The following is a 24,023-nucleotide window of genomic DNA, read 5'->3' as shown; positions in this document are numbered from 1 at the left end:
GTGGTGCTCGTTTCTGGTGGTGCGGGGGGTGACCGGATTCGGTCGCGCGGCGGCCTCGGAAGGGGTGGCTCCGGGCCGCCGGACAGCATAAGGCCCGGTGACGGGCGTCGTGCGGGGTGCGGGTGCGGGATGCGGGTGCGTCGTGCGGGTGCGTCGTGCGGGGTGCGGGTGCGGCGTGCGGGTGCGGGGTGCGGGGTGCGGTCAGGCCATGGTCGCCACGAGGACGGCCTTGATGGTGTGCAGCCGGTTCTCCGCCTCGTCGAAGACGACCGAGTGGGCCGACTCGAAGACCTCGTCCGTCACCTCGAGGGAGTCCAGGCCGTGGCTCTCGTGGATCTCGCGGCCGACCTTGGTGCCCAGGTCGTGGAAGGCCGGCAGACAGTGCAGGAACTTCACGTCCGGGTTGCCGGTGGCGCGCAGGACGTCCATGGTCACCGCGTACGGGGCGAGGGCGGTGATCCGCTCGTCCCAGACCTCCTTGGGCTCGCCCATCGACACCCACACGTCGGTGGCCACGAAGTCGGCGCCGCGCACGCCCTCCTCCAGCGACTCGGTGAGGGTGACGCGGGCGCCGGTGGCCGCGGCGAGCTCGTGGGCCCGGTCGACGATCTCCTGGGCGGGCCAGTAGGTCTTGGGGGCGACGATCCGCACGTCCATGCCGAGCAGGGCACCGGTGATCAGGTAGGAGTTGCCCATGTTGAAGCGGGCGTCGCCGAGGTAGGCGAAGGCCGTGTCGGACAGCGGCTTGGCGCAGTGCTCGGTCATCGTCAGCACGTCGGCGAGCATCTGCGTGGGGTGCCAGTCGTCGGTGAGGCCGTTGAAGACGGGCACGCCCGCGTGGGCGGCCAGCTCCTCGACCTTGTGCTGGCTGTCGCCGCGGTACTCGATGCCGTCGAACATCCGGCCGAGGACCCGGGCGGTGTCCTTCACCGACTCCTTGTGGCCGATCTGGGAGCCCACGGGGTCCAGGTACGTGGTGGAGGCGCCCTGGTCGGCGGCGGCGACCTCGAACGCGCAGCGGGTGCGGGTGGAGGTCTTCTCGAAGACCAGGGCGATGTTCTTGCCGCGCAGGTGCTGGACCTCGGTCCCGGCCTTCTTGGCGGCCTTCAGTTCGGCGGCCAGCTCGATCAGGCCGCGGAACTCCTCCTGGGTGAAGTCCAGCTCCTTGAGGAAGTGGCGGCCGGCGAGGGCGGTCGGGACTGTCGCCATGGGGCGCTCCAGAGGTGCGGTGCATGAAGTGCAGTGACAGGGGACCCTTGGAAGTCTATACGACGCTCAGAATTTATATACGGAGCCCTGGTCACCCCCGCCCGCACACCTACACGGCCCCCCGCTCGACCGGACAGCTCATGCAGCGCGGCCCTCCCCTGCCCCGCCCCAGTTCGCTGCCCGGGATCTCGATCACCTCGATGCCCTGTTTGCGCAGGTGGGTGTTGGTGGTGGCGTTGCGCTCATAGGCGACGACGACGCCCGGTTCGACGGCGAGGACGTTGCAGCCGTCGTCCCACTGCTCGCGCTCGGCGGCGTGCACGTCCTGGGTCGCGGTCAGCACCCGGATCTCGCTGAGGCCGAGGGCGGCCGCGATCGCGCGGTGCATGTGCTCCGGCGGATGGTCGGTGACCTTCAGCTCCTTCTCGCCGACGCCCGGCTCGATGGTGTACGAGCGGAGCATGCCGAGGCCCGCGTACTGGGTGAAGGTGTCCCCGTCGACCATCGTCATCACGGTGTCCAGGTGCATGAACGCCCGCCGCTTCGGCATGTCCAGGGCCACGATGGTCTCGGCCGAGCCCGCGGCGAACAGCTTGTGGGCGAGCATCTCGACGGCCTGGGGGGTCGTGCGTTCGCTCATGCCGATCAGGACGGCGCCGCCACCGATGACGAGCACGTCCCCGCCCTCGATGGTGGAGGGGTAGTCGGGCTGCCCCTCGGACCAGAGGTGGAACGTCTCGTCACGGAAGAGGGGGTGGTGGCGGTAGATCGCCTCGAAGTGGACCGTCTCGCGGTGCCGGGCGGGCCAGCGCATCGCGTTGATGGAGACGCCGTCGTAGATCCAGGCGGAGGTGTCGCGGGTGAAGAGGTGGTTGGGCAGCGGACCGAGGAGGAAGTCGTCGAGTTCCATGACATGGAAGCGGACCGAGGTCGGTTCGGGGTGCGCCTCCAGGAACTCCCGCTTGGTGATGCCGCCGACGAGGAGTTCCGCGAGGGCGGGCGCGGGGAGGGTCTCGAAGGCGGCGCGGAGGTGGTCGGTGGCGAGCACCCCGTACTCCTTCTCGTCGAAGACCCGGTCCAGGACGAGGGCTCGGGCCGCCGGGATCTCCAGGGCCTCGGTGAGCAGGTCGCCGAAGAGGTGGACGGCGACGCCGCGGTCGCGCAGCACGTCCGCGAAGCCGTCGTGCTCGGCGCGCGCCCGGCGCACCCAGAGCACGTCGTCGAAGAGCAGGGCGTCCTTGTTGCTGGGGGTGAGCCTTTTGAGCTCGAGATCCGGCCGGTGCAGGATGACGCGGCGCAGCCGCCCGGCCTCGGAGTCGACGTGGAATCCCATGACTTCATCCTGGCCGTCATGGACCGCCTTCACCCCCGCCGGCCCCGATTCCGCGCGGATCCGCTCACTCCCGCCGCTTTTCGTCCCCTTGACGACAAGCAGCCCCTCCTATTATCGTCTTACTGACGACATCCGGTGCGAGGCACGACGTCCAGGGGGACCCTTTCATGGCCGACATCACCCGGCGCCTGGGCTGGCGCCACCTGCGGGGCGCCCCGACGGCCCATATCCGCCACCACCGCTCCGGCAAGCTCGCGCACGACGGGCCGGGCCTCAGCTTCTGGTACCGCTCGCTGACCGCCGCGCTCTCCGAGGTCCCGGTCGACGACCGGGAGCTGGCGATGACCTTCCACGCCCGCACCGCGGACTTCCAGGACGTGGCCGTGCAGGCGACGGTGACCTACCGCATCAGCGACCCCGCCGTCGCCGCCGCCCGCCTCGACTTCTCGATCGACCCGGACACCGGCGGCTGGCGGGGCGCGCCCCTGGAGCAGCTCGGCACCCTGCTGACGGAGACGGCCCAGCAGCACGCGCTGGACGTCCTCGCCCGTACACCGCTGTCGGCGGCGCTGGTGGACGGGGTGGCGTCGGTGCGGGAACGCGTCGCGGCGGGGCTCGCGGCCGAGCCCCGGCTGCCGGCCACGGGCATCGAGGTGGTCGCCGTGCGGGTCGTCGCGCTGCGGCCGGAGCCCGAGGTGGAACGGGCGCTGCGCACCCCGGCCCGCGAGCAGATCCAGCAGGAGGCCGACCGGGCGACGTACGAGCGGCGGGCGGTGGCCGTCGAGCGGGAGCGGACCATCGCCGAGAACGAGCTCGCCAGCAGGATCGAACTCGCCCGGCGCGAGGAGCAGCTGGTCGAGCAGCGCGGCACCAACACCCGGCGGGAGGCGGAGGAGAGCGCGGCGGCGGACAAGGTCCGGGCGGACGCGGAGGCGTCGCGTACGGTGCGGCTGGCCAAGGCGGAGGCAGCGCGCTCGGTGGAACTCGCCGGGGCGGAGGCCGCGCGGGCCGTGAAGCTCGCGGAGGCCGAGGCCTCCCGGGCCGTGAAGCTCGCCGAGGCGGAGGCCGACAAGCAGGTGCGGCTGGGCGACGCCGAGGCCCGGCGCACGGAGCGGCTGGCCGAGGCGGAGGCGGCCCGCGCGGTACGGCTCGCCCGCGCGGAGGCGGAGGCGGCGCGCGAGGTGGGCGAGGCGCGGGCACAGGCCCAGGCGGCCTGGCTGCGGGTGCACGCCGACGTCGACGTGGCCACGCTGCACGCGCTCACCGGGACCCGGCTCGCGGAGAACCTGCCGCACATCGAGAGCGTGACCGTCTCGCCGGACGTGCTGACCGGGCTGCTGGCCCGGCTCGGCGCCGGGGGCCGGGAGTGAGCCTGGCCCCGCGGGCCGTGCTCGTGCACCGCACCACGGAGTACGAGGAGCTGGTCGCCCGGCACGGCACGCACGGCCAGGCCGCCTTCTTCCTCGCCTCGCGCGGCCGGGACATCGAGGAGGTGGCCGAACGGCACCGCCGCACCCGGCGGGCGCTGGCCGAGGTGACCGCCGCCATTCCCCTGACGTGGCGTCAGACCCGGGTGGAGCGGGCCGACCTGGACCGCTTCCTGTTCGCGCCCGAGGACGTGGTGGTCGTGGTCGGCCAGGACGGGCTGGTGGCGAACGCCGCCAAGTACCTGAGCGGGCAGCCGGTGGTGGGCATCGACACCGACCCCGGACGCAACCCGGGCGTGCTGGTCCGCCACCGGGCGCGGGACGCCGGCGCGCTCCTGCCGTCCGCGCTCGCGGCGGCCGGCACCGGCATGGACGAGCTGACCATGGTGGAGGCCGTCGCCGACGACACGCAGCGGCTGGTGGCCCTGAACGAGATCTATCTCGGCGCGGCCGGCCACCAGACCGCCCGATACCGCCTGGGCCTCGAGGACGACGGGGGTGTCGTCGAGGCCCAGGCCTCCTCCGGAGTGCTGGTGGGAACCGGCACGGGGGCGACCGGGTGGCTCCGGTCGGTGTGGCGGGAGCGGGGCGGCGGCCTGCGCCTGCCCGCGCCCACGGACGACCGCCTGCTGTGGTTCGTCCGCGAGGCCTGGCCGTCCCCGGCCACCGGGACGACCCTGGTGGCCGGCGAACTCGCCCCGTCGGCCCGCCTCCGCCTCACCGTCGAGTCCGAACGCCTGATCGCCTTCGGGGACGGCGTGGAGACGGACGCACTGGAACTGACCTGGGGTCAGACCGTCCGGGTGGGCGTGTGCGAGCGGCGACTGCGGCTGGTGGGCTGAGGGGCGGCCGCCCGGGGCCGGGCCGCCGCGTCCGGCGGGTCCGGGGGGTCCGGCGGGTCCCGGGGCCCGCTCGCCGCGTCCAGCAGGTCCGGCAGGACCGGCGGGCCCCGGAGCCGGCTCGCCGCGTCCAGCAGGCCCGGCGGGTCCGGCGGGCCCCGGAGCCGGGTCCCCGCGTCCGGCAGGACCGGCAGGTCCCGGGGCCGGCTCGCCGCGTCCAGCAGGTCCGGCAGGACCGGCAGGTCCGGCGGGCCCCGGGGCCGGCTCGCCGCGTCCAGCAGGTCCGGCAGGTCCGGCGGGTCCCGGGGCCGGCTCGCCGCGTCCGGCAGGTCCCGGGGCCGGGTCGGTCACAGTCTCGGGTCCACCGGCTCCGATTCCAGGGCCAGGACACCGAACACCGCCTCGTGGACGCGCCACAGGGGCTCGCCCTCGGCCAGGCGGTCCAGGGCCTCCAGGCCGAGGGCGTACTCGCGGATCGCGAGGGAGCGCTTGTGGTTCAGGAAGCGCTGCCGCAGGCGGGCGAGGTTGTCGGGGCGGGTGTACTCCGGGCCGTAGATGATGCGGAGGTACTCGCGGCCCCGGCACTTGACGCCCGGCTGGACCAGGCGGCCCTGGTCGCCGCGGACCAGGGCGCCGAGCGGCTTGACGACCATGCCCTCGCCGCCGCGGCCCGTCATCTCCAGCCACCAGTCGACGCCGGCCCGCACCGACTCGGGGTCCGCCGTGTCGACGTACAGGCGCCGCGTCGTCTGGAGGAGTCCGGTGCCGTCGTGCTCCACCATCCGGTCCAGCAGGGCGAGTTGCTCGTCGTGGGGCAGGCCGGCGAGGCTGCGGCCCTGGACGGCGAGGATCTGGAACGGTGCCAGGCGGACGCCGTCGAGGCCGTCCGTGGTCCAGCAGTAGCGCCGGTAGGCCTCGGTGAACGCGTCCGCGTCGGCGGCCCGTTCACGCTGGCGGGAGAGGAGGCCGGCGACGTCCACCCCGCGGGCGGCGGCGCCCTCCAGCGCGGCGAGGGCGCCCGGGAAGACGGCCCCCGAGGCGGCGCCCACGGCCGCGTACTGCGAGCGCAGCAGCCCGGCCGCCTTCAGCGACCACGGCATCAACTCGGCGTCCAGCAGCAGCCAGTCGGTGTCGAGCCCGTCCCACAGGCCGGCCTCCCCGACCGCCGTGCGGACACGGTCGAGGATCCGCTCCGTCACCGACCCGTCGTCGAAGAACGGGCGGCCGGTGCGCGTGTACAGCGAGCCGGCCGGCCCGTCGACGCCGAACCGCCTGCGGGCCGCCTCCGCGTCCCGGCACACCAGTGCCACCGCCCGCGAGCCCATGTGCTTCTCCTCGCACACGACCCGCGCGACCCCGTCCTCGGCGTACTGCGCGAACGCCTCCGCCGGGTGCTCCAGGTACCCGTCCACCCGGCTGGTCGCCGTGGGCGCCATGGTCGGCGGGAGGTAGGGCAGCAGACGCGGGTCGACGGCGAAGCGGCTCATGACCTCCAGGGCCGCCGCCGCGTTCTCCTCGCGGATCGAGATCCGGCCCTGGTGCCGGGTCTCGACGACCCGCCGCCCGTGCACGTCCGACAGGGCCAGGGGCCGCCCGTCGTGCCCGCCGGGCGCCTCCGACCGCAGCGGCCTGGCCGGCTCGTACCAGACCCGCTCGGCCGGTACGTCGACCAGTTCCCGCTCCGGCCAGCGCAGCGCGGTCAGCTTGCCGCCGAAGACCGCGCCGGTGTCCAGGCAGATGGTGTTGTTCAGCCAGGTCGCCTCCGGCACCGGGGTGTGGCCGTAGACGACGGCCGCCCGGCCCCGGTAGTCCTCCGCCCACGGGTAGCGCACCGGCAGGCCGAACTCGTCGGTCTCGCCGGTGGTGTCGCCGTACAGGGCGTGCGAGCGGACGCGGCCGGAGGTGCGGCCGTGGTACTTCTCCGGCAGGCCGGCGTGGCAGACGACGAGCCGGCCGCCGTCGAGGACGTAGTGGCTGACGAGTCCGTCGATGAACTCCCGCACCTCGGCGCGGAACTCCTCGCTCTCGCCCGCCATCTGCTCGATGGTCTCGGCGAGGCCGTGGGTGGGCTGCACCGCGCGGCCGCGCAGGTGACGGCCGTACTTGTTCTCGTGGTTGCCGGGGACGCAGAGGGCGTTGCCCGACGTGACCATCGCCATCACGCGGCGCAGCACACCGGGGCTGTCCGGGCCGCGGTCGACGAGGTCGCCGACGAAGACGGCCTGCCGGCCGTCCGGGTGCACGCCGTCGGCGTACCCCAGCTTGTCGAGCAGCGCCTCCAGTTCGGCGGCGCAGCCGTGGACGTCGCCGATGATGTCGAAGGGGCCGGTCAGGTGGGTCAGGTCGTTGAAGCGCCTCTCGGTGACGACGGTGGCGTGCTCGATCTCCTCCACGCCCCGCAGCACGTGCACCTTGCGGAAGCCCTCGCGCTCCAGGCTCCGCAGGGACCTGCGGAGTTCGCGGGTGTGGCGCTGGACGACCCGGCGCGGCATGTCGGCGCGGTCGGCGCGGGCCGCGTTGCGCTCGGCGCACACCTGCTCCGGCACGTCCAGCACGATCGCTATGGGCAGCACGTCGTACCGCTTGGCCAGGTCGATCAGCTGGCGGCGGGCGTCCTGCTGCACGCTGGTGGCGTCGACGACCGTGCGCCGGCCGGCCGCGAGCCGCTTGCCCGCGATGTAGTGCAGGACGTCGAAGGCGTCCCGGGTGGCGCTCTGGTCGTTCTCGTCGTCGCAGACCAGACCGCGGCAGAAGTCGGAGGAGATGACCTCGGTGGGCCGGAAGTGCCGGCGGGCGAAGGTCGACTTGCCCGAGCCGGAGGCGCCGATCAGCACGACGAGGGAGAGGTCGGTGACGGGCAGGACGCGGCCCTGCCGCGGGGTGGTGGCCGGGGTCTCGGTCATGCCGCCTCCGCCTCCTTCTCCTTCTTGCGGTCCGGGGTGCTGTTGGGGGTGGGTGTGTCGTTCGGGGTGGGTGTGCCGGTCGGGGCCGGTGTGTCGTTCGGGGTGCTCAGGGTGAACACGGCCATCTGGGTCGGCGGTCCCACCTCGGGGTCGTCCGGTCCGACGGGCGCGAGGCGCACGTCGTAGCCGTGCCGGGCGGCGACGGTCTCCGCCCAGGCACGGAACTCCTCGCGGGTCCACTCGAAGCGGTGGTCGCCGTGCCGGACGTGGCCGGCCGGGAGGGTCTCCCAGCGGACGTTGTACTCGACGTTCGGGGTGGTCACCAGGACCGTGCGCGGACGGGCCGCGCCGAACACCGCGTACTCCAGGGCGGGCAGCCTGGGCAGGTCGACGTGCTCGATCACCTCGCTGAGCACGGCGGCGTCGTATCCCTTGAGCCGGTCGTCGGTGTAGGCGAGGGAGCCCTGGCGGAGGGTGACGCGGGAGGCCTGGCGCTCGCCCATGCGGTCCAGCCTCAGCCGGCGGGAGGCGATGGCGAGCGCGCGCATCGACACGTCGACGCCGACGATCTCCGTGAACCGGGCGTCCTTCAGCAGCGCCTGCACCAACTGGCCCTGGCCGCAGCCGAGGTCGAGCACCCGGGCGGCTCCGGACTCCTGGAGCGCCGCGACGATCGCGTCCCGGCGCCGCACCGCGAGCGGGGTCGGGCGTTCCTCCGTCTCCGCCTCCGCCGCGACCGCGTTGTCGATCTCCTCGACCTCGGTGTCGTCGGCCTCGGCGAGCCGCACCAGCTCCAGCCGCTCCCTCGCCTGCCGGGTCAGCGACCAGCGGCGCGACAGATAGCGGCTGGTGATCAGGTTCTGCTCGGGGTGGCCGGGCAGCCAGCCCTCACCGGCGCGCAGCAGCTTGTCGACCTCGTCGGAGGAGACCCAGTAGTGCTTGGCGTCGTCGAGCACGGGCAGCAGCACGTACAGGTGGCGCAGGGCCGCGGCGAGCGTCAGCGCCTCGGACTCCAGCACGAGACGCACGTACCACGAGTCCCCCCACTCCGGGAACCGCGTGTCCAGCGCGACCGGTTCGGCGGTCACCGTCCAGCCGAGCGGCTCGAAGAGACGCCGTACGAGGCCGGGGCCGCCGCGGGCGGGCAGCGCGGGCACCTCGACGCGCAGGGGACGCGCCCGGTCGGGCAGTTCGGGCCGGGCGGCGCAGACTCCCCGCATCGCGCTGGAGAACACGCCGCTGAGCGCGACCGCGAGCAGCGAGGAAGCCGCGTACGGGCGGTCGTTGACGTACTGCGCGAGGGCGGCGTCGGGTGCGCCGCCGCGGCCCTTGCCCTTGCCGCGCCGGACCAGCGCCACGGGATCCACCTCCAGCAGCAGCACCGCCGTGCAGCGCTCGGTGTCCGCCTCGGGGTAGAGGACGTGCGCCGTGCCGTAGGAGGTGGAGAACGCCTGCGCCCGGTCGGGATGCTTGTGCAGCAGGAAACCCAGGTCGGTGGCGGGGCGTTCGGGGGTGCCGGTGGTGGTGACGGTCAGGAACACGGTGGGCTGCCTCTAGAGGGCTCGGAAGGGATCCGAAGGTTCGGACGGTGGGTTCGAAGAGGTGCGGACGGAGGAGGGTGCGAGGGAGTTCGGACGGCGGGTTCGGACGGTGGGTTCGGACAGTGGGTTCGAAGGGGGCTTCGAGGAGAGGTCGGGAGATGTGAAAGCGCTGGTGGTGCGCCTGCGCATACCGTCAACGTACCGAGAAGGGGTGCGGGAGCACCCGGGATTTTCCGCTACCCGGTCGCCCGCTTCCAGGGCCTGACCCCGAGCTTTCCGGTGGTTCCCAGGTCGAGACGGGGTGTCACGGTCACCGGGTCGGCGCCGGCCTTCGCCCGGACCCGGACGTACGGGACGTCGACGGGCGTGCCGAACTCGGTGGTGTTGCGCCACACCAGGCCGGCGGTCGCCTTCTCGCCCGGCTTAAGGGTGACCTTCTCCGGCGCCTCGTCGGGCCCCGCGGCGGTGGTGATGTCACCGCTGCCCTGGAGGATCCGCACGCCGTGGACCGGCTCGCGGTCGTCGTCCAGCAGTTCCAGCAGCGGGTAGCCGTCGACCGTGTAGTCGCGCGTTCCGCAGTTCTCCAGGTGCAGGCCCACCACGCGCAGCCCCATCGCCGCGTCGCCCTCGTCGGCCGTGACCCGGGTCCCGGAGGGCGGGCAGGTCCCCGCCTCAGCGGGTGCCTCGCCGGCGGGCACCTTGAAGACCTGGGAGACCTTCGCCCGCGTCACGGGGGAGGCGCCCGGCGCCAGGGTGCCCAGGCGGACGGTGCCGCGCGCCGTCTCGCCGGGGCCGACGTCGCGCACCGTCACCCACTCGTTGTCCATCACCTCGCCGCCGCTCGTCGTGAAGTCGAACAGGACGCTGTAGGTCAGCGCCTCGGTGCCGTCGTTGGTCACCTCGTAGGCGGCGAAGACGCCGGAGTCGGCGGGGAGGCTGTCGGCGGTGACGGAGAGGCTGCGCCGGGGGGAGGGCGAGGGGGACGGGACGGTCACCGAGACGACCCGGACGCCGTCCATGCCGGGGTCGTCGACCTGGGCCGGCGCCGCCGCGCCGGGCCCGGCGGAGTCGGTGCCGGCGCGTTCCGCACCGCAGGCGGAGAGCAGCAGGACGGCGGCGAGGGCGACGGGGAGGAGGAGGGGGGCGGGTCTGCGCATCCGGTCACCCCATCAGGGGGCCGCCCCGCCGACTGTGGTGGAAGCCACACCTCCGGTCACAGGGCTGTCACAGGTGGCGGGCGGGCCGCTCCCGGCCCGATGTGCGTCCGAGGGGCCGGACAACGATGTCCGGCCCCTCGGACGGGGTGTCACGACAGCTGCGACTGCACCTGGGCGGAGATCAGCTCCAGGTGGTCCAGGTCGTGCAGGTCGAGGACCTGGAGGTAGATGCGCCGGGAGCCGATCTCGGCGTAGCGGCCGATCTTGTCGACGACCTCGCCCGGGGTGCCCGCCAGGCCGTTCTGCTTCAGCTCGTCGACCTCGCGGCCGATCGCGGCGGCGCGGCGGGCGACCTCCTGGTCGTCCTTGCCGACACAGACCACCAGGGCGTTGGAGAAGGTGATCGCGTCGGCCGGGCGGCCGGCCTCCTGCGCGGCGGCCCGGACCCGGCCGAACTGCCGCTCGGTGTCCTCGACCGAGCTGAACGGCATGTTGAACTCGTCGGCGTACCGTGCCGCCAGCCGGGGCGTGCGGCTCGCGCCGTGACCGCCGATCAGCACCGGGATCCTCGCCTGGGCGGGCTTGGGCAGCGCGGGCGAGCCCTTCAGGTCGTAGTACGTGCCCTGGAAGTCGAAGGTCTTGCCGGTCTCCGTGCCCCACAGGCCGGTGACGATCTCCAGCTGCTCCTCCAGGCGGCCGAACTTCTCCTTCGGGAAGGGGATGCCGTACGCCGTGTGCTCCTCCGCGAACCAGCCCGCGCCCAGGCCGAGCTCGACGCGGCCGCCGGACATCTGGTCCACCTGCGCGACCTGGATCGCGAGGACACCGGGCAGCCGGAAGGTGGCGGCGGTCATCAGCGTGCCGAGGCGGATGCGCCGGGTCTCCCGGGCGAGGCCGGCCAGGGTGATCCAGGCGTCGGTGGGGCCGGGCAGGCCGTCCACGTCGCCCATCTTGAGGTAGTGGTCTGAGCGGAAGAAGGCGTCGAAGCCGAGCTCCTCGGTGGCCTTCGCCACGGTGAGGAGGGTGTCGTACGTCGCACCCTGCTGGGGCTCGGTGAAGATGCGGAGGTCCATGCCACCCATCCTGCACTCCGGACCACCCGCCGCCTCCACCGGTCCCCCGCACCCGCCCGCCGCCCCCACCGGTCCCCCGCACCCGCCCCTCCCCGGCGGACCGCCCGCCGCCCCACCGGTCCCCCGCACCCGCCCGTCGACCCCACCGGCCCCCGCCGCCGCCCCCGCCCGTCCCCGGCGGACCGCCCGGCGCGGCGAGGGCGGGAGAGGCGGGAGAGGAGGGCGGGACCGGCCGAACCCGCCGAGCCCCGTCCCGCCTCCCTCACCGCTCCCGCAGCACCCCCTCCCGCGCCGCCAGTTTCCGCAGCATCTCCATGACCCGGTCCCTGGCCTCGTCCGCCGCGTCGATGGCCTCCATGCACTGCCAGTACCCGCCCTCGCCGTCCGCCGCGCTGGCGAGGCCGACGAGCGCGATGCCGACCTCGGCGAGCAGGCCGCCGAGGCAGAGCAGGGCCTCGCGGGCGTCGTCCAGCTCGGTGAGCTGGGCGGCGCGCAGGTCACCGGGATCCAGGACCGGCGCGTCCAGCACCCCGCAGCCCCGGCCCGCCAGCTCCGTCAACCCCAGCGCCTCACCGCGCAGTTCGGGTGGGCCGGAGACGGCGAGGCGGCTGCCGATCGCCTGGGCCAGGGCCTGCGCCTGCCACACCTCCGCCAGGGTCCGAGGCCCGTCGTCGCTGCTCGCGAGAGCGCGCCTGCTCGTCAGGATGAGCCGCACCGCGTCCATGCGCTGCCCCCCGTCCGTCCCGACGTGCTTCTCGCACGTCCGTCACTCGAACTCCCTTGTCCACTACCCAGAGTGAGGGTCTGTGGGGCGAAAAGCCAGAGGAAGACGGAAATCTGTGGACAACAAATCGGTTTCGCCCCACCGGACAACTCCGGAGAGTGATAACGGATGATCGTGTTCCCTTGATGGCGGCAGGCGGCCGCCCGGCCTCACGGCGCCGGGAACCTGCCCTCGTTGCGGTCGATCTTCGCGTCCAGCGCCGCGAGGGGGTCGACCCCGAGCACCTCGCACAGTTGCAGCAGATACGCGAGGACGTCGGCGATCTCGTCCGTCACCCGGTGCGCGCTGTCCGGGGCGTCCATCACACGGGCCGACTCCTCCGGCGTCAGCCACTGGAAGATCTCGACCAGTTCGGAGGCCTCCACGCTGAGCGCGGAGGCGAGGTTCTTCGGGGTGTGGAACGGCTGCCAGTTGCGCGCGGCCGCGAACTCGGCCAGCCTGCGCTGGAGCTTCGCCACGTCGAGGTGTTCTGTCACGGGTCCAGGTGTACCACCGTGGCACCGTCGGTCCCGGCGGCCCAGGAGGCGTCGCTCACCGCCCCCACGCGGCGCAGATGCCCGCGCCGGCCCATGCGGACCGCGAGCCGCAGCAACTCCCGGCGCTGGCGTGCGTCCAGCGCGCGGCCGCGCGCCCCGGCGAAGAGGGTCACCTCCCCGATCGGCAGCCCGGTCCCCCGGTGCCCGGCGAAGGCGGACAGCCTCAGCTCGGCGACACAGGGGCGGGCGGGGCGCGGCGGCGCGGGGCGGAACGCGGGGGTGGTGGACGGGGTGGTGGACGGGGGCGGAACGGCCATACTCGGACCGTAGGACTCTCGCCGCGCGGCGAACCGTTCCGCCCTCGTGGGCTTCCTGCGAACGGGCGACCGCGCCCCCGGTGGAGGGGCGCGCCGCCTCACACGCCGGGGACCCCGGCCCCTTCCATGATGCCGCTCACCTCGGTCCCCGGCGGGGTCAGCAGGAACACGTTCCGGTCGACCCGGTGCATCCCGCTGGCCAGGCCGAAGACGACGCCCGTGGAGAAGTCCAGGACGCGTTTGGCGACCTCGGTCTCCGCGCCGGTGAGGTCGAGGAGGACCGGGATGCCCGCCATGAGGGTCTCGGCGACCTCACGGGCGTCCGCGAAGACGTTGACCCTGAGGACGACGAAACGGCGGCGGGCCGCCGTCTCCGCGTCCGGCAGGGCCCGGTGGCCGACCGACGACGGCCATGCGTCCCGGCCTCGCAACGGAACGACCTGAGCAAGCCCCTCCCACTGTTCATCGGTGACGTCGTAACGGTTCACCGGCACCCCCCGGACTCGCTCTCACTCAATGCCTGCACCAGCCAATTCTTACGCCAAGTCACCCGTTCGGCCCAACAACGACACGGTCCGCGACATTTCCCCGCAGCGATGCCACGAACTTCTCCAGCCGGGCGACACCCTCGCGGAGCTCGTCTGCCGACGCCGCGTACGAGAGGCGCACATGGGTGTCCGCCGTGCGCACGCCGAAGTCCCGGCCGGGGGTGAGGGCGACGTGCGCCTCGTGCAGCGCCCGCTCGCAGAACCGCCATGAGGTGAGGCCGGTGCCGCTGACGTCGAAGTACACGTAGAACGCCCCGTCGGGCGGGACCGGGACCGGCAGCCCGGCCCGCTCCAGGCCGTCGAGGACGATCGCGCGCCGCCGGAGGAACGCGGCGCGGCGGTCCTCGCAGACGGCGAGGGACTCGGGGGTGAAACAGGCCAGGGCGGCATGCTGCGCGGGGGTGGAGGCGCAGAGGAAGTAGTTCTGGGCCAGGCGTTCGATCGCCGGGACGAGCGGCTCCGGGACGACGCACCAGCCCAGTCGCCAGCCGGTCATGCCGAAGTACTTCGAGAAGCTGTTGACGACGACGGCGTCGGGGTCGTGCGTCAGCGCGGTGCGCGGCGGCCTGCCCCGGTCGTCGTGGTCGCCGAGGTCGAGGTAGATCTCGTCGACGAGGCGCCACGCGTCGCGCTCGCGCGCCAGGTCGCACAGCGCGGCCAGTTCCCCGGCCGGGACCGAGGTGCCCGTCGGGTTGGACGGGGTGGCGACCATGAGGCCTCGGGTGGCGTCCGTCCAGTGCGCGCGCACGGCGGCCGCGTCCAGTTGATAGCGGGTCTCGGCCGTGGTGGGCACGAGGGTGACGCGGGCGCCGAAGCTCTCGACGATCTGCCGGTTGCAGGGGTACGAGGGGTCGGCGATGAGTACCTCGTCGCCCTGGTCGACGAGGGCGGCGGTGGCCAGCACCAGGGCGGCCGAGGCACCGGCGGTCACGACCACCCGGGCCGGGTCGACCTCGACCCCGTGCCGGTCGCGGTAGAACCCGGCGATCGCCTGCCGGAGGGCGGGCAGGCCCAGCGCGGCGGTGTAGGCCATGGGCCTGCCGTCCATGGCCTCGCGCATCGCCTCCCGCACGGCCGGGGGCGCGCCGAAGTCGGGTTCGCCCAGGTTGAGCTTGACGACGTGGTGCCCCTGGGCCTCCAGCGCCGCGGCGTGCTTGCCGAATTCCATGGCGTAGAAGGGGGCGACGGCCCGGGCGCGTTGCGAGATCCTCATGTGGCGGTTCTCCGGCTGGCTCGATGACGGACGGGTGTCAGGACGAGCCGGCGGTGCGGACCGTCCCTGCCATCGTCGCCGACGAGCACCCGGTACGGTCCCGCGGGCCCCCGACCCGACCGGGTGCGGGCAGGTCACGGGCCTGCCGTGCCCCCGGACACGACCGGCGTCGCGGCTCGGTCGCGGACGCCTCGGGCACGAACACCTCGGGCACGAACGCCTTGGTCGCGGACCCTTGGTCGCGGACGCCTCGGTCACGGACGCCTCGGTCACGGACGGCCCACGGCGCATGGGCCGCCCGCTGCCGCCCCGCGATCACCCCGCGACCACCCCGCAGCCACCCCGCAGCCACCTCGCGGCCGCCCCGCGACCGGGCCGGAATCGGTTGGCCTTCGCTCAGCGCGTCAGGTGGTGGACCAGTGCCCCGGCGCCTCGGGAGGCCAGGGCGACCGAGGTGAGGGTGGGGTTGCAGGCGGTGGCGGTCGGGATGACGTTGTTGCCGGCGACCCAGAGGCCGACGGTGTCCCAGACGCGGCTGTGGGTGTCGCAGACGCTGGTGCCGTCGTCGGCCGGGCCCATGCGGGTGGTGCCCTGGTAGTGCAGCGAACTGCCCGCGGGAAGGAGCAGCGGGGCCTCGCCGAGGGGGATGCCGAGCGTGGCTCCGGCCTCCGCGACGGCCTTCTTGGCGGCCTCGATGGTGGCGAGGTCGCGGTCGGTGTGGCGGTAGTGGATGACGGGGGCCGGCATGCCGAAGGCGTCCTGCTCGCTGTCGCTGAACGTGACGCGGTCGTCGGCGGTGATGTCCTTGGCGCAGAACCAGCCGAGGCCGACGATACTGCCAGGTTCGACGAGCGCGTCCCCGGCCAGGGGGACGGGTGAGGCGTCGAGCTGCATGACCTGCCCGTGGAAGGGCCGGTCGTCGGTGAAGGGGACCCAGCTGACGCCGCTCTGCGGGATGATCCCGCCGTCGTCCCGCCGGGTGCGGCCGGTGACGGCGCGGTGCGCGGTCACGAGGTCGTCGGGGAGCCGGACGGCGTGGACGACCTGCGGCTGGTCGTTGAGGTGGCGGCCGAGCGCGGCCGGGCGGATGCCGGACGCGTGCAGGATCTGGGGGGTGCGCAGGGCGTCCGCGGCGATCACCACCGCCCGTGCGGTGATCGTCGCCTCCCCGCCGCCCGCGAGGTCGCGGACGGCGATGCCGGTCACGGTGCCCTCGTCGTGCAGCACGCGCAGGCACAGGCACCGGTCGGCGATCTCGACGCGGGGGTCCCGGGCGGCGGGGCCGAGGACGACGTCGGTGCCGCTCCAGACGCAGGTGCCGTCGGGGCGGGTGGTGACGGCCAGGGGCATGGGGGCGACGCGGCGGGAGGGGTCGCGGCCGGTGTCGAAGTGGCCGGCCAGGCGGCGCCGCACCTCGTCGGCGAAGGGCGCGGTGTCGAAGGCGTGCGCGGTGACGTGCAGGAGGTGCTCGGCCCGGGCCAGGTGGTGGTCCATCTCGTCGGCCGGGATGAAGGGGATGCGTTCGCTGTCCCCGGGGCGGGGACAGGCCGCGGTCCAGTGGGCCCCCATGCCGCCGACGTTGGTGGAGACGGCGGCGGCCGGCATGTCGGGGGCGCCGAGGAGGCGGGTTCCGGGACGGCCGGGCGAGGCGGGGAGGGGTCCTTCCGAGGCCCGCTGGGCGTCGGCGCGCCGCTCGTCGTCGGAGATGTTCTTCACGTGGCCGCCCGCCGGGTCGCTGATCCGCGGCCCGGCCTCGACGAGCAGGATGCGCGCGTCCGGGTGCTGCTCGAAGACCTCGCGGACGTAGGTGCTGCCGGTGGGGCCGCTGCCGACGACGACGACGTCGTAGTCGGATGCCGAGGGGAGGGACATGGGGGTGCTCCTGAGGGGGTCAGCCGGTGATGAGGGGACGCGGGGTCTGGTGGGCGATCGGGTCAGGCCCGCGATGTCCTTCGCCTGGGCTGTGGCATACGGCTGCTTCCTTGCTGCTCTGCCGGGCCCTGCTGGGCGGGCTCTGCCGGCCTCTGCCGGGCCTCTGCTGCGACGAACACCCCCACTATTGCACGCGGCATGCAAAAGTCGTCAAGGGTTGGGCCACCGGCGACAGAAGTACGCGATGATTCCGGGTATGACACGCCGTACCCCTACCGCCGTCGACCACTACGACGCCCTGTCCACCGTCGTGCGCATGGTCCGCTCGGGACGCGCCCGCACCCGGCCCGAGCTGGGCGCCGCCTCCCTCCTGGGCCGCACGGTGATCTCCCAGAGGGTGGAGCAGGCCATCGAGCTCGGCCTGCTGGAGGACGCCGAGACCGGCCCGTCCAGCGGTGGCCGCGCCCCGCGGCAGCTGCGCTTCGACGCCGGGCGGGGACTGGTCCTCTCCGCGGTCCTGGGAGCCGCCGCGCTGGACGTGGCGGTGACCGACCTGGACGCCCGCGTCCTGGAGCACCGGCATCTGCAGTGGCCGATCGCCCGCGGCCCCGAGGAGACCCTGACCGCCCTGGACGCGGAGTTCACCGGCCTGCTCGCAACCCGCCGGGACACACCGCTGTGGGCGATCACCCTGGGCGTCCCGGGCCCGGTGGAGTTCTCGACCGGGCGCCCGTCGCAGCCGCCGATCATGCCGGGCTGGGACGGCTTCGACGTCCGCGGCCGGCTCCAGGCACGGCACCGGGCGCCCGTGTGGGTGGACAACGACGCCAACCTGCTGGCCCTGGGCGAGGCCCGCGCCAGCGGCACCGACGCCGACGCCGACGCCGACGAGATGATCTTCGTGAAGGTGGGGACGGGCATCGGCGCCGGCCTCGTCAGCGGGGGGCGCGTGCACCGCGGCAGCAAGGGCGCCGCCGGCGACATCGGGCACGCCCGGGTCCTGGAGGACAACTCGGTCATGTGCCGGTGCGGGCGGACCGGGTGCCTGGAGGCGCTGGCCGGCGGCTGGGCGCTGGCCCGCGACGCGGTGACGGCGGTGCACGAGGGGCGCAGCCGGTACCTCGCCGAGATCCACGGCGCGCACGGCGAGATCACCCCGGCCGACATCGGCCGCGGCGTCACCGTGGGCGACGCCTGGTGCCTGACGGCGGTCGCCCGGTCCGCGGAGCGGGTGGGCAGCCTCATGGCGACGCTCGTCAACTTCTACAACCCCGCCCACCTGGTCTTCGGCGGCGGTGTCCTGACCGTGGGGGACGCCTTCCTGCGCGTGGTCGACCACACGGTGCGCAGCCGCTCCCTGCCGCTGGCGGCGAAGGACCTGGTGATCCGGGGCTCCGCGCTGGGCGACCTCGGCGGCGTCACGGGCGGGGCGCACCTCGCCGTGGAGGCGCTGCTGTCGGCCGACGCCATGGCGGCGTGGACACCGCTGGGCAGCCCGTCCGCGGTCGACCCGGACCGCCTGACGGCCGGCGCCTGATCCCGGGGGCACCGCCCGGGGCGCTCCACGAGGAGGAGAACGGCACACATCCAGCACATCGGCATCCAGAACCATTGACTTTAGCTTGCGGCAAACATAAGTTCCGTCACCGACGGGCGACTTCCGGACGAGTCTCGCCCGTCGTCAACGGCAGCGCCCCCGTCCCCGGCCTGATGCCCCTCCAGGCGGCGCGCCCCCTCCCCATCGAAGGGACTCGACGATGAGTGCCGCATCCTCCCCCGCCGCCGGCGCGCCCGTCGGCGCGCCCGCCGGCGCGCCTCCCGCCGCCGCACGGCCGCTCGGCCGCTCGGCGCAGCTGGGCTACGGGCTCGGAGACCTGGCGTCCAACCTGACCTGGACCACGCTCACGGCCTTCCTGCTGTTCTTCTACACCGACATCGCCGGCCTCGCCGCCGCCGCGGCGGGCACCGTCCTGCTGCTCGGCCGGATCGCCGACGCGGTGATCGACCCGCTCGTCGGCCTGGCCGTCGACCGCACCCGCAGCCGCTTCGGGCGCGCCCGCCCCTACCTGATCTTCGGCTCCCCGGTGCTGGCCGCCGCCTTCGCGCTGGCCTTCACCTCCGTGGGCACCGGCACCACCGCGGCCGTCTGGGCCGGGGTGACCTTCGTCGCCGTCGGCATCAGCCACTCCCTGGTGAACGTGCCCTACGGCGCGATGCTGCCGATGCTGACCTCCGACGGCGACACCCGTCTGAGGATGAGCGGTTACCGGTTCGTCGGCGCCTCGCTCGGCCTGATCGCGGTCTCCGTGGCGGTCATGCCGCTGGTCGGCCTGCTGGGCGCCGGCGACCTCGGGCGCGGTTTCACCGGCATGGCCGTCGTGTTCGGCGTCGTCGGAACGCTGCTGTACTGGGCGGTCGCCGCGCTGTGCCGCGAGCGGGTCGCTCCCCCGGCGCCCGGGAAGGACACCGCCACCGGGCCCGCCGTCAAGGCACTGTTCCGCAACCGGCACTGGCTGGGCGTGTGCGTCTCCTCGCTGGCCGCGTTCGTGCGCCTCGGCGTGATCACCGCCGGAGCGGTCTACTACGCCCGGGACGTCCTGCACGACACCTGGGCCACCACCTACATCCTCCTGGCCTTCTCCCTCTCGGCCCTGGCCGGATCCCTGGTCACCCCCTGGGTGCTGCGCCGCACCGGCAAGCGCCGGGGCATCGTCCTCGGCCTGGTGGCCACCGCGGTCCTCTACGCGCTGCTGTTCCCGCTCCACGACAGCCCCGTCGCGTTCCTCGCCGTCTTCCTCGTCGCGAACCTCCTCGGCGGCTTCGGCCTGGTCGCGGCACCCGCCCTGGTCTCCGAGACCGTCGACCACCACGAGTCCGTCACCGGCCGCCGCGACGAGGGCCTGCTGTACGCGGGCTACAGCTTCGCGACGAAGGTGGGCACCGCGCTGGGCGGCACCTTCTTCGCCTGGGCGCTCGCCTGGGGCGGCTACCGCGCCGACGAGGTCAGCGCCGACGCCTCCGCCGCCATCGAGTGGGCCTTCGTCGGACTCCCGCTGGTGCTGTGCCTGGTGCAGGCGGCGTGCATGGCCCTGTACGACCTCGACCGCCCCGCCGCCTCGCCGAAGGCATGACACACGGGCTGCCCCCGCCTCGCCGAAGGCATGACACACGGGCTGCCCCCGCCCCCGGCACGGGCAGCCCCGCCGCCTCCCGGCATCCCACACCTCCCCCCACCGCCTCCCGCGGCCCTGCGGGAAGCAGTCCGAGAAAGGCCGAGCCGACGATGCTCGAACGCAACATCATCCAACAGCGCGGCTTCCGCAACGTCGTCGAGAACGGCGCCGTCACCGGCTTCCAGCTGCACCTGCGCAACCCCAACTACCGCGGCGTCGCCGGCAGCCTCCTCGAAGGCGTCGAGGTGACCGTCGACGGCGAGAAGCACGCCGCCGAGCACTCCGTGTGGACCCTCCAGGGCCGCACCTTCACGCTCGACGAGCTGCGCGCCTCCACCGATGTCCGCTGGCAGCTCGACGAGATCGCCGTCGTCACCGTCCCCGCGCCCGGTGGCCTGACCGCGGGCACCCACCGCGTCGAGGTCGCCGTCCACCTGCGCCGTCCCTACTTCCCGCCGTTCGTCGGCACCTCCGTCTTCCGGTCCGCCGCGACGGGCACCATCGTCCCGGCCGCCGGCGGCACCTCCGGCATCGAGTACGGGGTCTCGCTGTACAGCTACTCCGGCGACCTCTACACCTCGATGACCCTCGAGGACGCCATGGCCGACATCGCCGACCTCGGCGCCACCGGCATCGAGATCCTCGGCGAGGGCAACGTTCCCGGCTACCCCCGCCCGGACGCCGCCTGGGTGCGCGACTGGCACGGCCTGCTGGACCGGTACGGCCTGACGCCGACCAACTACGGTTCCTGGGTCGACACCGCGATGTGGCGCGAGCGGGACCTCACGGCCGAGGAGGGACGCGCCCAGCTGGAGACGGACCTGCGGCTGGCCAGGGAACTCGGCTTCACCTCGATCCGCCCGAAGTTCGGCGTCGTCTCCCCGGAGCTCGAACCCCACCCGGTCTGGCAGCCGGCCGTCGAGCGGGTCCTGGACCTCGCCGCCGACCTCGACATCGTCATCTGCCCGGAGATCCACAGCCCCACCCCGATCAAGAACCCCGTCACCCAGGGCTACCTCGACTTCATCGAGCGCACCGGCAGCGAGCACTTCAAGCTGCTCATCGACACCGGCATCTTCCAGACCGCCCCGGTCGACGACGGCCACGAGGGCATCGAGGGCAAGAAGCGGCCCGCGTTCCTGGAGCCCCTGGCCGTCCCGATGGCCGACCTCGTCGACGTGCTCCCCCACGTCCACTTCATCCAGGCGAAGTTCTTCGAGATCGACGACCGGCTCCACGACCTGCACGTGCCCTGGAAGGACATCGTCACCACGCTGCACGACGCCGGCTGGAGCGGCTGGCTGTCCAGCGAGTACGAGGGCCGCCGCGAGCCCTACCGCGGCCGCGACCAGGTACGCCGCCAGCACGCCCTGCTGCGCACCCTGGGCGCCTGAGAGGCCGGCGCGGCCGCCGCGCGCCGCGTCGGCCGGACGCGGCGGACGCGACGGACGGGAACGGAGCCGGGACGGGGCGGAAACGGGCCTGGAACGGAACAAGTCGTCCCGTCCCGGGCCGGTCCGTCGAACGGAGCCGCTAGCCTGCACCGCATGCCCGACGACACCCCGCAGGTCGGACGCGACGACCGCCCCGACGAGGCCCGGCGGGCGCGTCTGGCCCGGATCTTCGACGAGGACGCGGAGCTGTACGACCGGGCCAGGCCCGGCTATCCGGCGGAGCTCTACGACGATCTCGCCGGCCTCGCGGGGATCCGCACCGGCAGCCGCGTCCTGGAGGTGGGCTGCGGGACCGGCCAGGCGACGGTGCCCCTGGCCGCACGGGGCTGCCGGATCACGGCCGTCGAGGCGGGACCGCGCATGGCCGCCGTCGCCCGCCGCAACCTGGCCGGGGCGGCCGCGGTGGAGGTGGTGACGGCACGGTTCGAGAGCTGGCCGCTGCCGCCGGAGCCGTTCGACGCGGTCGTCTCGGCGACGGCGTTCCACTGGATCGACCCGGCCGTGCGGGTGGCCAGGGCCGCCGACGCGCTGCGCCCGGGCGGGGCGCTCGCCGTGGTGCGCACCCAGCACGTGAGGGGCGGCACCGAGGAGTTCTTCGCCGAGGTCCAGCGCTGCTACGAGCGCTTCGACCCGGACACGCGACCGGGGCTGCGGCCTCCCGCGGCCGCCGGCATCGACGGCTCGGACCACGCGCAGGAGGTCGCGCGCAGCGGCCGTTTCGGCCCCACGGTCTTCCGCCGCCACGAGCGGGAGATCACCTACACCACCTCCCGCTACCTGGAGCTGCTGCGGACCTACTCGGGCCACCGCGCCCTCCCGGAAGCCGCCCGGACGGGGCTGCTCGCATGCGTCGCGGGCCTGATCGACGGGACGTACGGCGGCCGGGTGACCAAGCGCTACCTCATCGAGCTGGGGGTGTCGCACCGGCGGTGACGCCGGACGGTCATCCGAGGACGTACGGCGGCCGCACGGCCGACGCGCCCAGGGCGGCCCGCTCCGCGTCGGTCGGGGCACGCCGTCCGGTGCCGACCAGCAGCGCGTCCGTGTCGGAGAACGACGCGGGGAACGCGGACCCGGCGATCGACTCCAGCATCTCGCGGGACCGGGCGAGCCCCTCCGCGGGCGGCCGCGCCACGTGCGGGAGGTGCGCGCCCAGGTCGAGGTGGTGCAGCGTCCACTCCAGAACGTACGCGCGGAGGTAGTCGCCCGCGGTGAGGACCTCGCCCCGGGTGGCCACCCGCAGCTCCGGGTCGGCGAGCGCGGCGGCACGGCCCGCGGCGGAGCCGACGTCGTCCAGGTGCAACGTGAGCAGCCCGGGATCCCCGTACGCGGCGGCCAGCCGGACGATCAGCGCGTCGAGCGGGTCGTCGCCGGCCGGTGGCGTCGCGCCGACGTCCCAGTAGGTCACCGCGTCCCGGGTCGGTTCCGTCCCGGCCGGGGTCACGAGGGTGATCAGGACGTCCTGGGCGTCGACGACCAGATGGCACACCAGGTCGCGGACGAGCCAGCCGGCACAGCCCGACGGCCGCGCGAAGTCCTCGTCCCGGAGCCCGGCGACCGCCGTGCGCAGCGCCGCCCAGGAACGTGAGAAGAGATCCACGCCGGCACGGTAGTGCGGTGCCGCGACAGCGGACAACCGCCCGAGCGGCGCCCCGGGTGACGCCCGGGGTGACGCCCCGGTGACGTCAGGCGGTCGGGCGGTGGAACAGCGGATCGTGACCCGACCGGCAGGGACCTTGATCCCCTACGCTGCGCTGCGGATCGCGCGCCTGGGGGGCGCGCGTCCCTTTCCGAGGGGGGATACCCGTGTTCGTGCTGTCCATCCTGCTGCTCATAGCGGCAGTCGTGCTCTTCTTCGTCGGCCGCGGCCGCGCCACCGGCGGCGGCTGGCGGATCGGCGCCGCGATCAGTGCCGTGGCGGGGGTGCTGGCGGGCGTCTTCTCCTGCGTCCACGTCGTGAGCGCCTACGAGGTCGGCGTGCCGGTGACCTTCGGCGGCGTCGGCGCTCCGCTGACCTCGGGCATCCAGGTGAAGTCACCGTTCACCGAGGTCACGACCTTCTCCACCCGGCCGGTGGACCTCAACCTCAACGACAAGGAGACCGTCGAGGTCCGCTCCTCGCAGGGCGGGGTGCTGTACGCGGACGTCACCGTCAAGTGGGCCGTGGTGCCGGCGAAGGCGGTCGCGCTGTACCGGCTGGCGGGCAGCGAGGAGGGGGTCGAGGAGCGGCTGGTGCTGCCGGACAGCCGCGAGATCATCCGCAACGTCTTCGCGAAGCACACCAGCGAGGAGGGCTACGCCTCCGCCCGCGAGCAGATCGGCTCGGAGATCGCCGCCCTCATCAAGGCACGTCTGGCGCCGCGCGGCATCGACGTCACGGTCGTCAACCTGCGCAACGTGAAGCCGTCGGCCGAGCTCCAGAAGCAGATCGACAAGAAGATCCAGCAGGAGCAGGCGACGGAGCGGGCCGTGGAGGCGCAGCGCACCGCCACGGCGGAGGCCGAGCGCAAGCGCATCGAGGCGGAGGGCACCGCCGCGGCCAACAAGATCCTCGAACGCTCGCTGACCGACAAGGTGCTCTACAACCAGTGCCTGGCCGCCTACCGCGAGGCCGCCAAGGCGAACCCGGTCTACGCCGTCCCCTGCGGCACCGACTCCGGCGGCACCCCGGTCATCGTGGACGGGACCGGCGACCAGTAGCCCG

The 24,023-nt window shown here is 73.8% G+C and carries 19 protein-coding genes and 1 pseudogene; 7 read left to right on the top strand and 13 right to left on the bottom strand.

The features are described from left to right. Window positions 1-201 precede the first annotated feature (201 nt). Both argF and ACFV9M_RS10590 read right to left on the bottom strand, forming a co-directional pair. Window positions 202-1,209, bottom strand: a complete 1,008-nt coding sequence (gene argF, locus ACFV9M_RS10595) for an ornithine carbamoyltransferase (RefSeq protein WP_385071291.1) — start codon at window positions 1,207-1,209, stop codon at window positions 202-204. A 109-nt stretch (window positions 1,210-1,318) separates the two neighbouring features. Next, window positions 1,319-2,542 carry an arginine deiminase gene (locus ACFV9M_RS10590; protein ID WP_385071288.1) on the bottom strand — a complete coding sequence of 408 codons (1,224 nt, stop codon included), beginning with the start codon at window positions 2,540-2,542 and terminating at the stop codon, window positions 1,319-1,321. A gap of 167 nt (window positions 2,543-2,709) precedes the next feature. Between ACFV9M_RS10590 and ACFV9M_RS10585 the strand changes: the two genes are divergently transcribed. Continuing rightward, complete coding sequence (locus ACFV9M_RS10585; protein ID WP_385071286.1) at window positions 2,710-3,912, top strand: SPFH domain-containing protein; 1,203 nt, start codon at window positions 2,710-2,712, stop codon at window positions 3,910-3,912. After that, the gene (locus ACFV9M_RS10580) at window positions 3,909-4,811 is read left to right on the top strand and encodes a hypothetical protein (RefSeq protein ID WP_385071284.1); all 903 of its coding nucleotides are present in this window, start codon (window positions 3,909-3,911) and stop codon (window positions 4,809-4,811) included. Before ACFV9M_RS10585 ends, ACFV9M_RS10580 begins: the two co-directional genes overlap by 4 nt. Before the next feature lie 344 nt (window positions 4,812-5,155). On the opposite strand, the gene ACFV9M_RS10575 is transcribed toward ACFV9M_RS10580, so the two are convergent. From ACFV9M_RS10575 to ACFV9M_RS10530, 10 genes and pseudogenes are all read right to left on the bottom strand, one after another. Next, the gene (locus tag ACFV9M_RS10575; RefSeq protein WP_385071282.1) at window positions 5,156-7,711 is read right to left on the bottom strand and encodes a polynucleotide kinase-phosphatase; all 2,556 of its coding nucleotides are present in this window, start codon (window positions 7,709-7,711) and stop codon (window positions 5,156-5,158) included. Next, window positions 7,708-9,252: a 3' terminal RNA ribose 2'-O-methyltransferase Hen1 gene (locus tag ACFV9M_RS10570; protein WP_385071279.1), complete on the bottom strand. Its 1,545-nt coding sequence runs from the start codon at window positions 9,250-9,252 to the stop codon at window positions 7,708-7,710. Before ACFV9M_RS10570 ends, ACFV9M_RS10575 begins: the two co-directional genes overlap by 4 nt. Before the next feature lie 236 nt (window positions 9,253-9,488). Continuing rightward, window positions 9,489-10,409: a DUF4232 domain-containing protein gene (locus ACFV9M_RS10565; protein WP_385071277.1), complete on the bottom strand. Its 921-nt coding sequence runs from the start codon at window positions 10,407-10,409 to the stop codon at window positions 9,489-9,491. 149 nt (window positions 10,410-10,558) lie between these two features. Continuing rightward, window positions 10,559-11,482, bottom strand: coding sequence for an LLM class F420-dependent oxidoreductase (locus ACFV9M_RS10560; RefSeq protein ID WP_385071276.1), 924 nt, complete (start codon window positions 11,480-11,482; stop codon window positions 10,559-10,561). A 262-nt stretch (window positions 11,483-11,744) separates the two neighbouring features. Next, window positions 11,745-12,206, bottom strand: coding sequence for a DUF6099 family protein (locus ACFV9M_RS10555; protein ID WP_385071273.1), 462 nt, complete (start codon window positions 12,204-12,206; stop codon window positions 11,745-11,747). A 209-nt stretch (window positions 12,207-12,415) separates the two neighbouring features. Continuing rightward, entirely contained in the window at window positions 12,416-12,742 is a 327-nt protein-coding gene (locus ACFV9M_RS10550) for a nucleotide pyrophosphohydrolase (protein ID WP_385071271.1), read from the bottom strand. Continuing rightward, window positions 12,739-12,888: pseudogene (locus ACFV9M_RS10545) on the bottom strand (ATP-binding protein); the annotation flags it as partial. The pseudogene ACFV9M_RS10545 and the gene ACFV9M_RS10550, both read right to left, overlap by 4 nt. 269 nt (window positions 12,889-13,157) lie before the next feature. After that, window positions 13,158-13,553, bottom strand: coding sequence for a cell division protein SepF (locus tag ACFV9M_RS10540; RefSeq protein WP_385071269.1), 396 nt, complete (start codon window positions 13,551-13,553; stop codon window positions 13,158-13,160). Between the two features lie 52 nt (window positions 13,554-13,605). Further along, window positions 13,606-14,820, bottom strand: coding sequence for a pyridoxal phosphate-dependent aminotransferase (locus ACFV9M_RS10535; RefSeq protein WP_385071266.1), 1,215 nt, complete (start codon window positions 14,818-14,820; stop codon window positions 13,606-13,608). Between the two features lie 396 nt (window positions 14,821-15,216). Beyond that, window positions 15,217-16,692 carry a GMC oxidoreductase gene (locus ACFV9M_RS10530; protein ID WP_385071264.1) on the bottom strand — a complete coding sequence of 492 codons (1,476 nt, stop codon included), beginning with the start codon at window positions 16,690-16,692 and terminating at the stop codon, window positions 15,217-15,219. Between the two features lie 256 nt (window positions 16,693-16,948). Between ACFV9M_RS10530 and ACFV9M_RS10525 the strand changes: the two genes are divergently transcribed. The 4 genes from ACFV9M_RS10525 (at window position 16,949) to ACFV9M_RS10510 (ending at window position 22,252) form a co-directional block, all read left to right on the top strand. Next, window positions 16,949-18,229: an ROK family protein gene (locus tag ACFV9M_RS10525; protein ID WP_385071262.1), complete on the top strand. Its 1,281-nt coding sequence runs from the start codon at window positions 16,949-16,951 to the stop codon at window positions 18,227-18,229. Window positions 18,230-18,449: 220 nt separating this feature from the next. Beyond that, window positions 18,450-19,823 carry an MFS transporter gene (locus tag ACFV9M_RS10520; RefSeq protein WP_385071260.1) on the top strand — a complete coding sequence of 458 codons (1,374 nt, stop codon included), beginning with the start codon at window positions 18,450-18,452 and terminating at the stop codon, window positions 19,821-19,823. A gap of 152 nt (window positions 19,824-19,975) precedes the next feature. Then, on the top strand, window positions 19,976-21,259 hold the full coding sequence (locus ACFV9M_RS10515) for a DUF6379 domain-containing protein (RefSeq protein WP_385071259.1): 1,284 nt from the start codon (window positions 19,976-19,978) through the stop codon (window positions 21,257-21,259). A 153-nt stretch (window positions 21,260-21,412) separates the two neighbouring features. Then, window positions 21,413-22,252 (top strand): class I SAM-dependent methyltransferase, encoded by an 840-nt coding sequence (locus ACFV9M_RS10510; protein WP_385071257.1) that lies wholly within the window; start codon window positions 21,413-21,415, stop codon window positions 22,250-22,252. A 10-nt stretch (window positions 22,253-22,262) separates the two neighbouring features. Here ACFV9M_RS10510 and ACFV9M_RS10505 read toward each other — a convergent pair whose 3' ends face one another. Further along, a complete protein-coding gene (locus ACFV9M_RS10505) occupies window positions 22,263-22,919 on the bottom strand; it encodes a maleylpyruvate isomerase N-terminal domain-containing protein (RefSeq protein WP_385071255.1) in 657 nt (218 codons plus the stop codon). Between the two features lie 206 nt (window positions 22,920-23,125). On the opposite strand from ACFV9M_RS10505, the gene ACFV9M_RS10500 reads away from it, so the two are divergent. Next, the gene (locus tag ACFV9M_RS10500) at window positions 23,126-24,019 is read left to right on the top strand and encodes a prohibitin family protein (protein ID WP_385071252.1); all 894 of its coding nucleotides are present in this window, start codon (window positions 23,126-23,128) and stop codon (window positions 24,017-24,019) included. Window positions 24,020-24,023 lie beyond the last annotated feature (4 nt).

The organism is Streptomyces sp. NPDC059895 (genome assembly GCF_042731035.1).
GTDB lineage: Bacteria > Actinomycetota > Actinomycetes > Streptomycetales > Streptomycetaceae > Streptomyces.
Note: the sequence above shows the minus strand (reverse complement) of the source record. Positions and strands in the feature narration are given on the sequence as shown.

What these genes read in the sequence shown, in the direction of transcription:
- ACFV9M_RS10530 (WP_385071264.1), bottom strand. Translation starts at nt 16,692, where the DNA reads ATGTCCCTCCCCTCGGCATCCGACTACGACGTCGTCGTCGTCGGCAGC.
- ACFV9M_RS10565 (WP_385071277.1), bottom strand. Translation starts at nt 10,409, where the DNA reads ATGCGCAGACCCGCCCCCCTCCTCCTCCCCGTCGCCCTCGCCGCCGTC.
- ACFV9M_RS10560 (WP_385071276.1), bottom strand. Translation starts at nt 11,482, where the DNA reads ATGGACCTCCGCATCTTCACCGAGCCCCAGCAGGGTGCGACGTACGAC.
- ACFV9M_RS10525 (WP_385071262.1), top strand. Translation starts at nt 16,949, where the DNA reads ATGACACGCCGTACCCCTACCGCCGTCGACCACTACGACGCCCTGTCC.
- ACFV9M_RS10585 (WP_385071286.1), top strand. Translation starts at nt 2,710, where the DNA reads ATGGCCGACATCACCCGGCGCCTGGGCTGGCGCCACCTGCGGGGCGCC.
- ACFV9M_RS10555 (WP_385071273.1), bottom strand. Translation starts at nt 12,206, where the DNA reads ATGGACGCGGTGCGGCTCATCCTGACGAGCAGGCGCGCTCTCGCGAGC.
- ACFV9M_RS10590 (WP_385071288.1), bottom strand. Translation starts at nt 2,542, where the DNA reads ATGGGATTCCACGTCGACTCCGAGGCCGGGCGGCTGCGCCGCGTCATC.
- ACFV9M_RS10575 (WP_385071282.1), bottom strand. Translation starts at nt 7,711, where the DNA reads ATGACCGAGACCCCGGCCACCACCCCGCGGCAGGGCCGCGTCCTGCCC.
- argF (WP_385071291.1), bottom strand. Translation starts at nt 1,209, where the DNA reads ATGGCGACAGTCCCGACCGCCCTCGCCGGCCGCCACTTCCTCAAGGAG.
- ACFV9M_RS10515 (WP_385071259.1), top strand. Translation starts at nt 19,976, where the DNA reads ATGCTCGAACGCAACATCATCCAACAGCGCGGCTTCCGCAACGTCGTC.
- ACFV9M_RS10520 (WP_385071260.1), top strand. Translation starts at nt 18,450, where the DNA reads ATGAGTGCCGCATCCTCCCCCGCCGCCGGCGCGCCCGTCGGCGCGCCC.
- ACFV9M_RS10510 (WP_385071257.1), top strand. Translation starts at nt 21,413, where the DNA reads ATGCCCGACGACACCCCGCAGGTCGGACGCGACGACCGCCCCGACGAG.
- ACFV9M_RS10535 (WP_385071266.1), bottom strand. Translation starts at nt 14,820, where the DNA reads ATGAGGATCTCGCAACGCGCCCGGGCCGTCGCCCCCTTCTACGCCATG.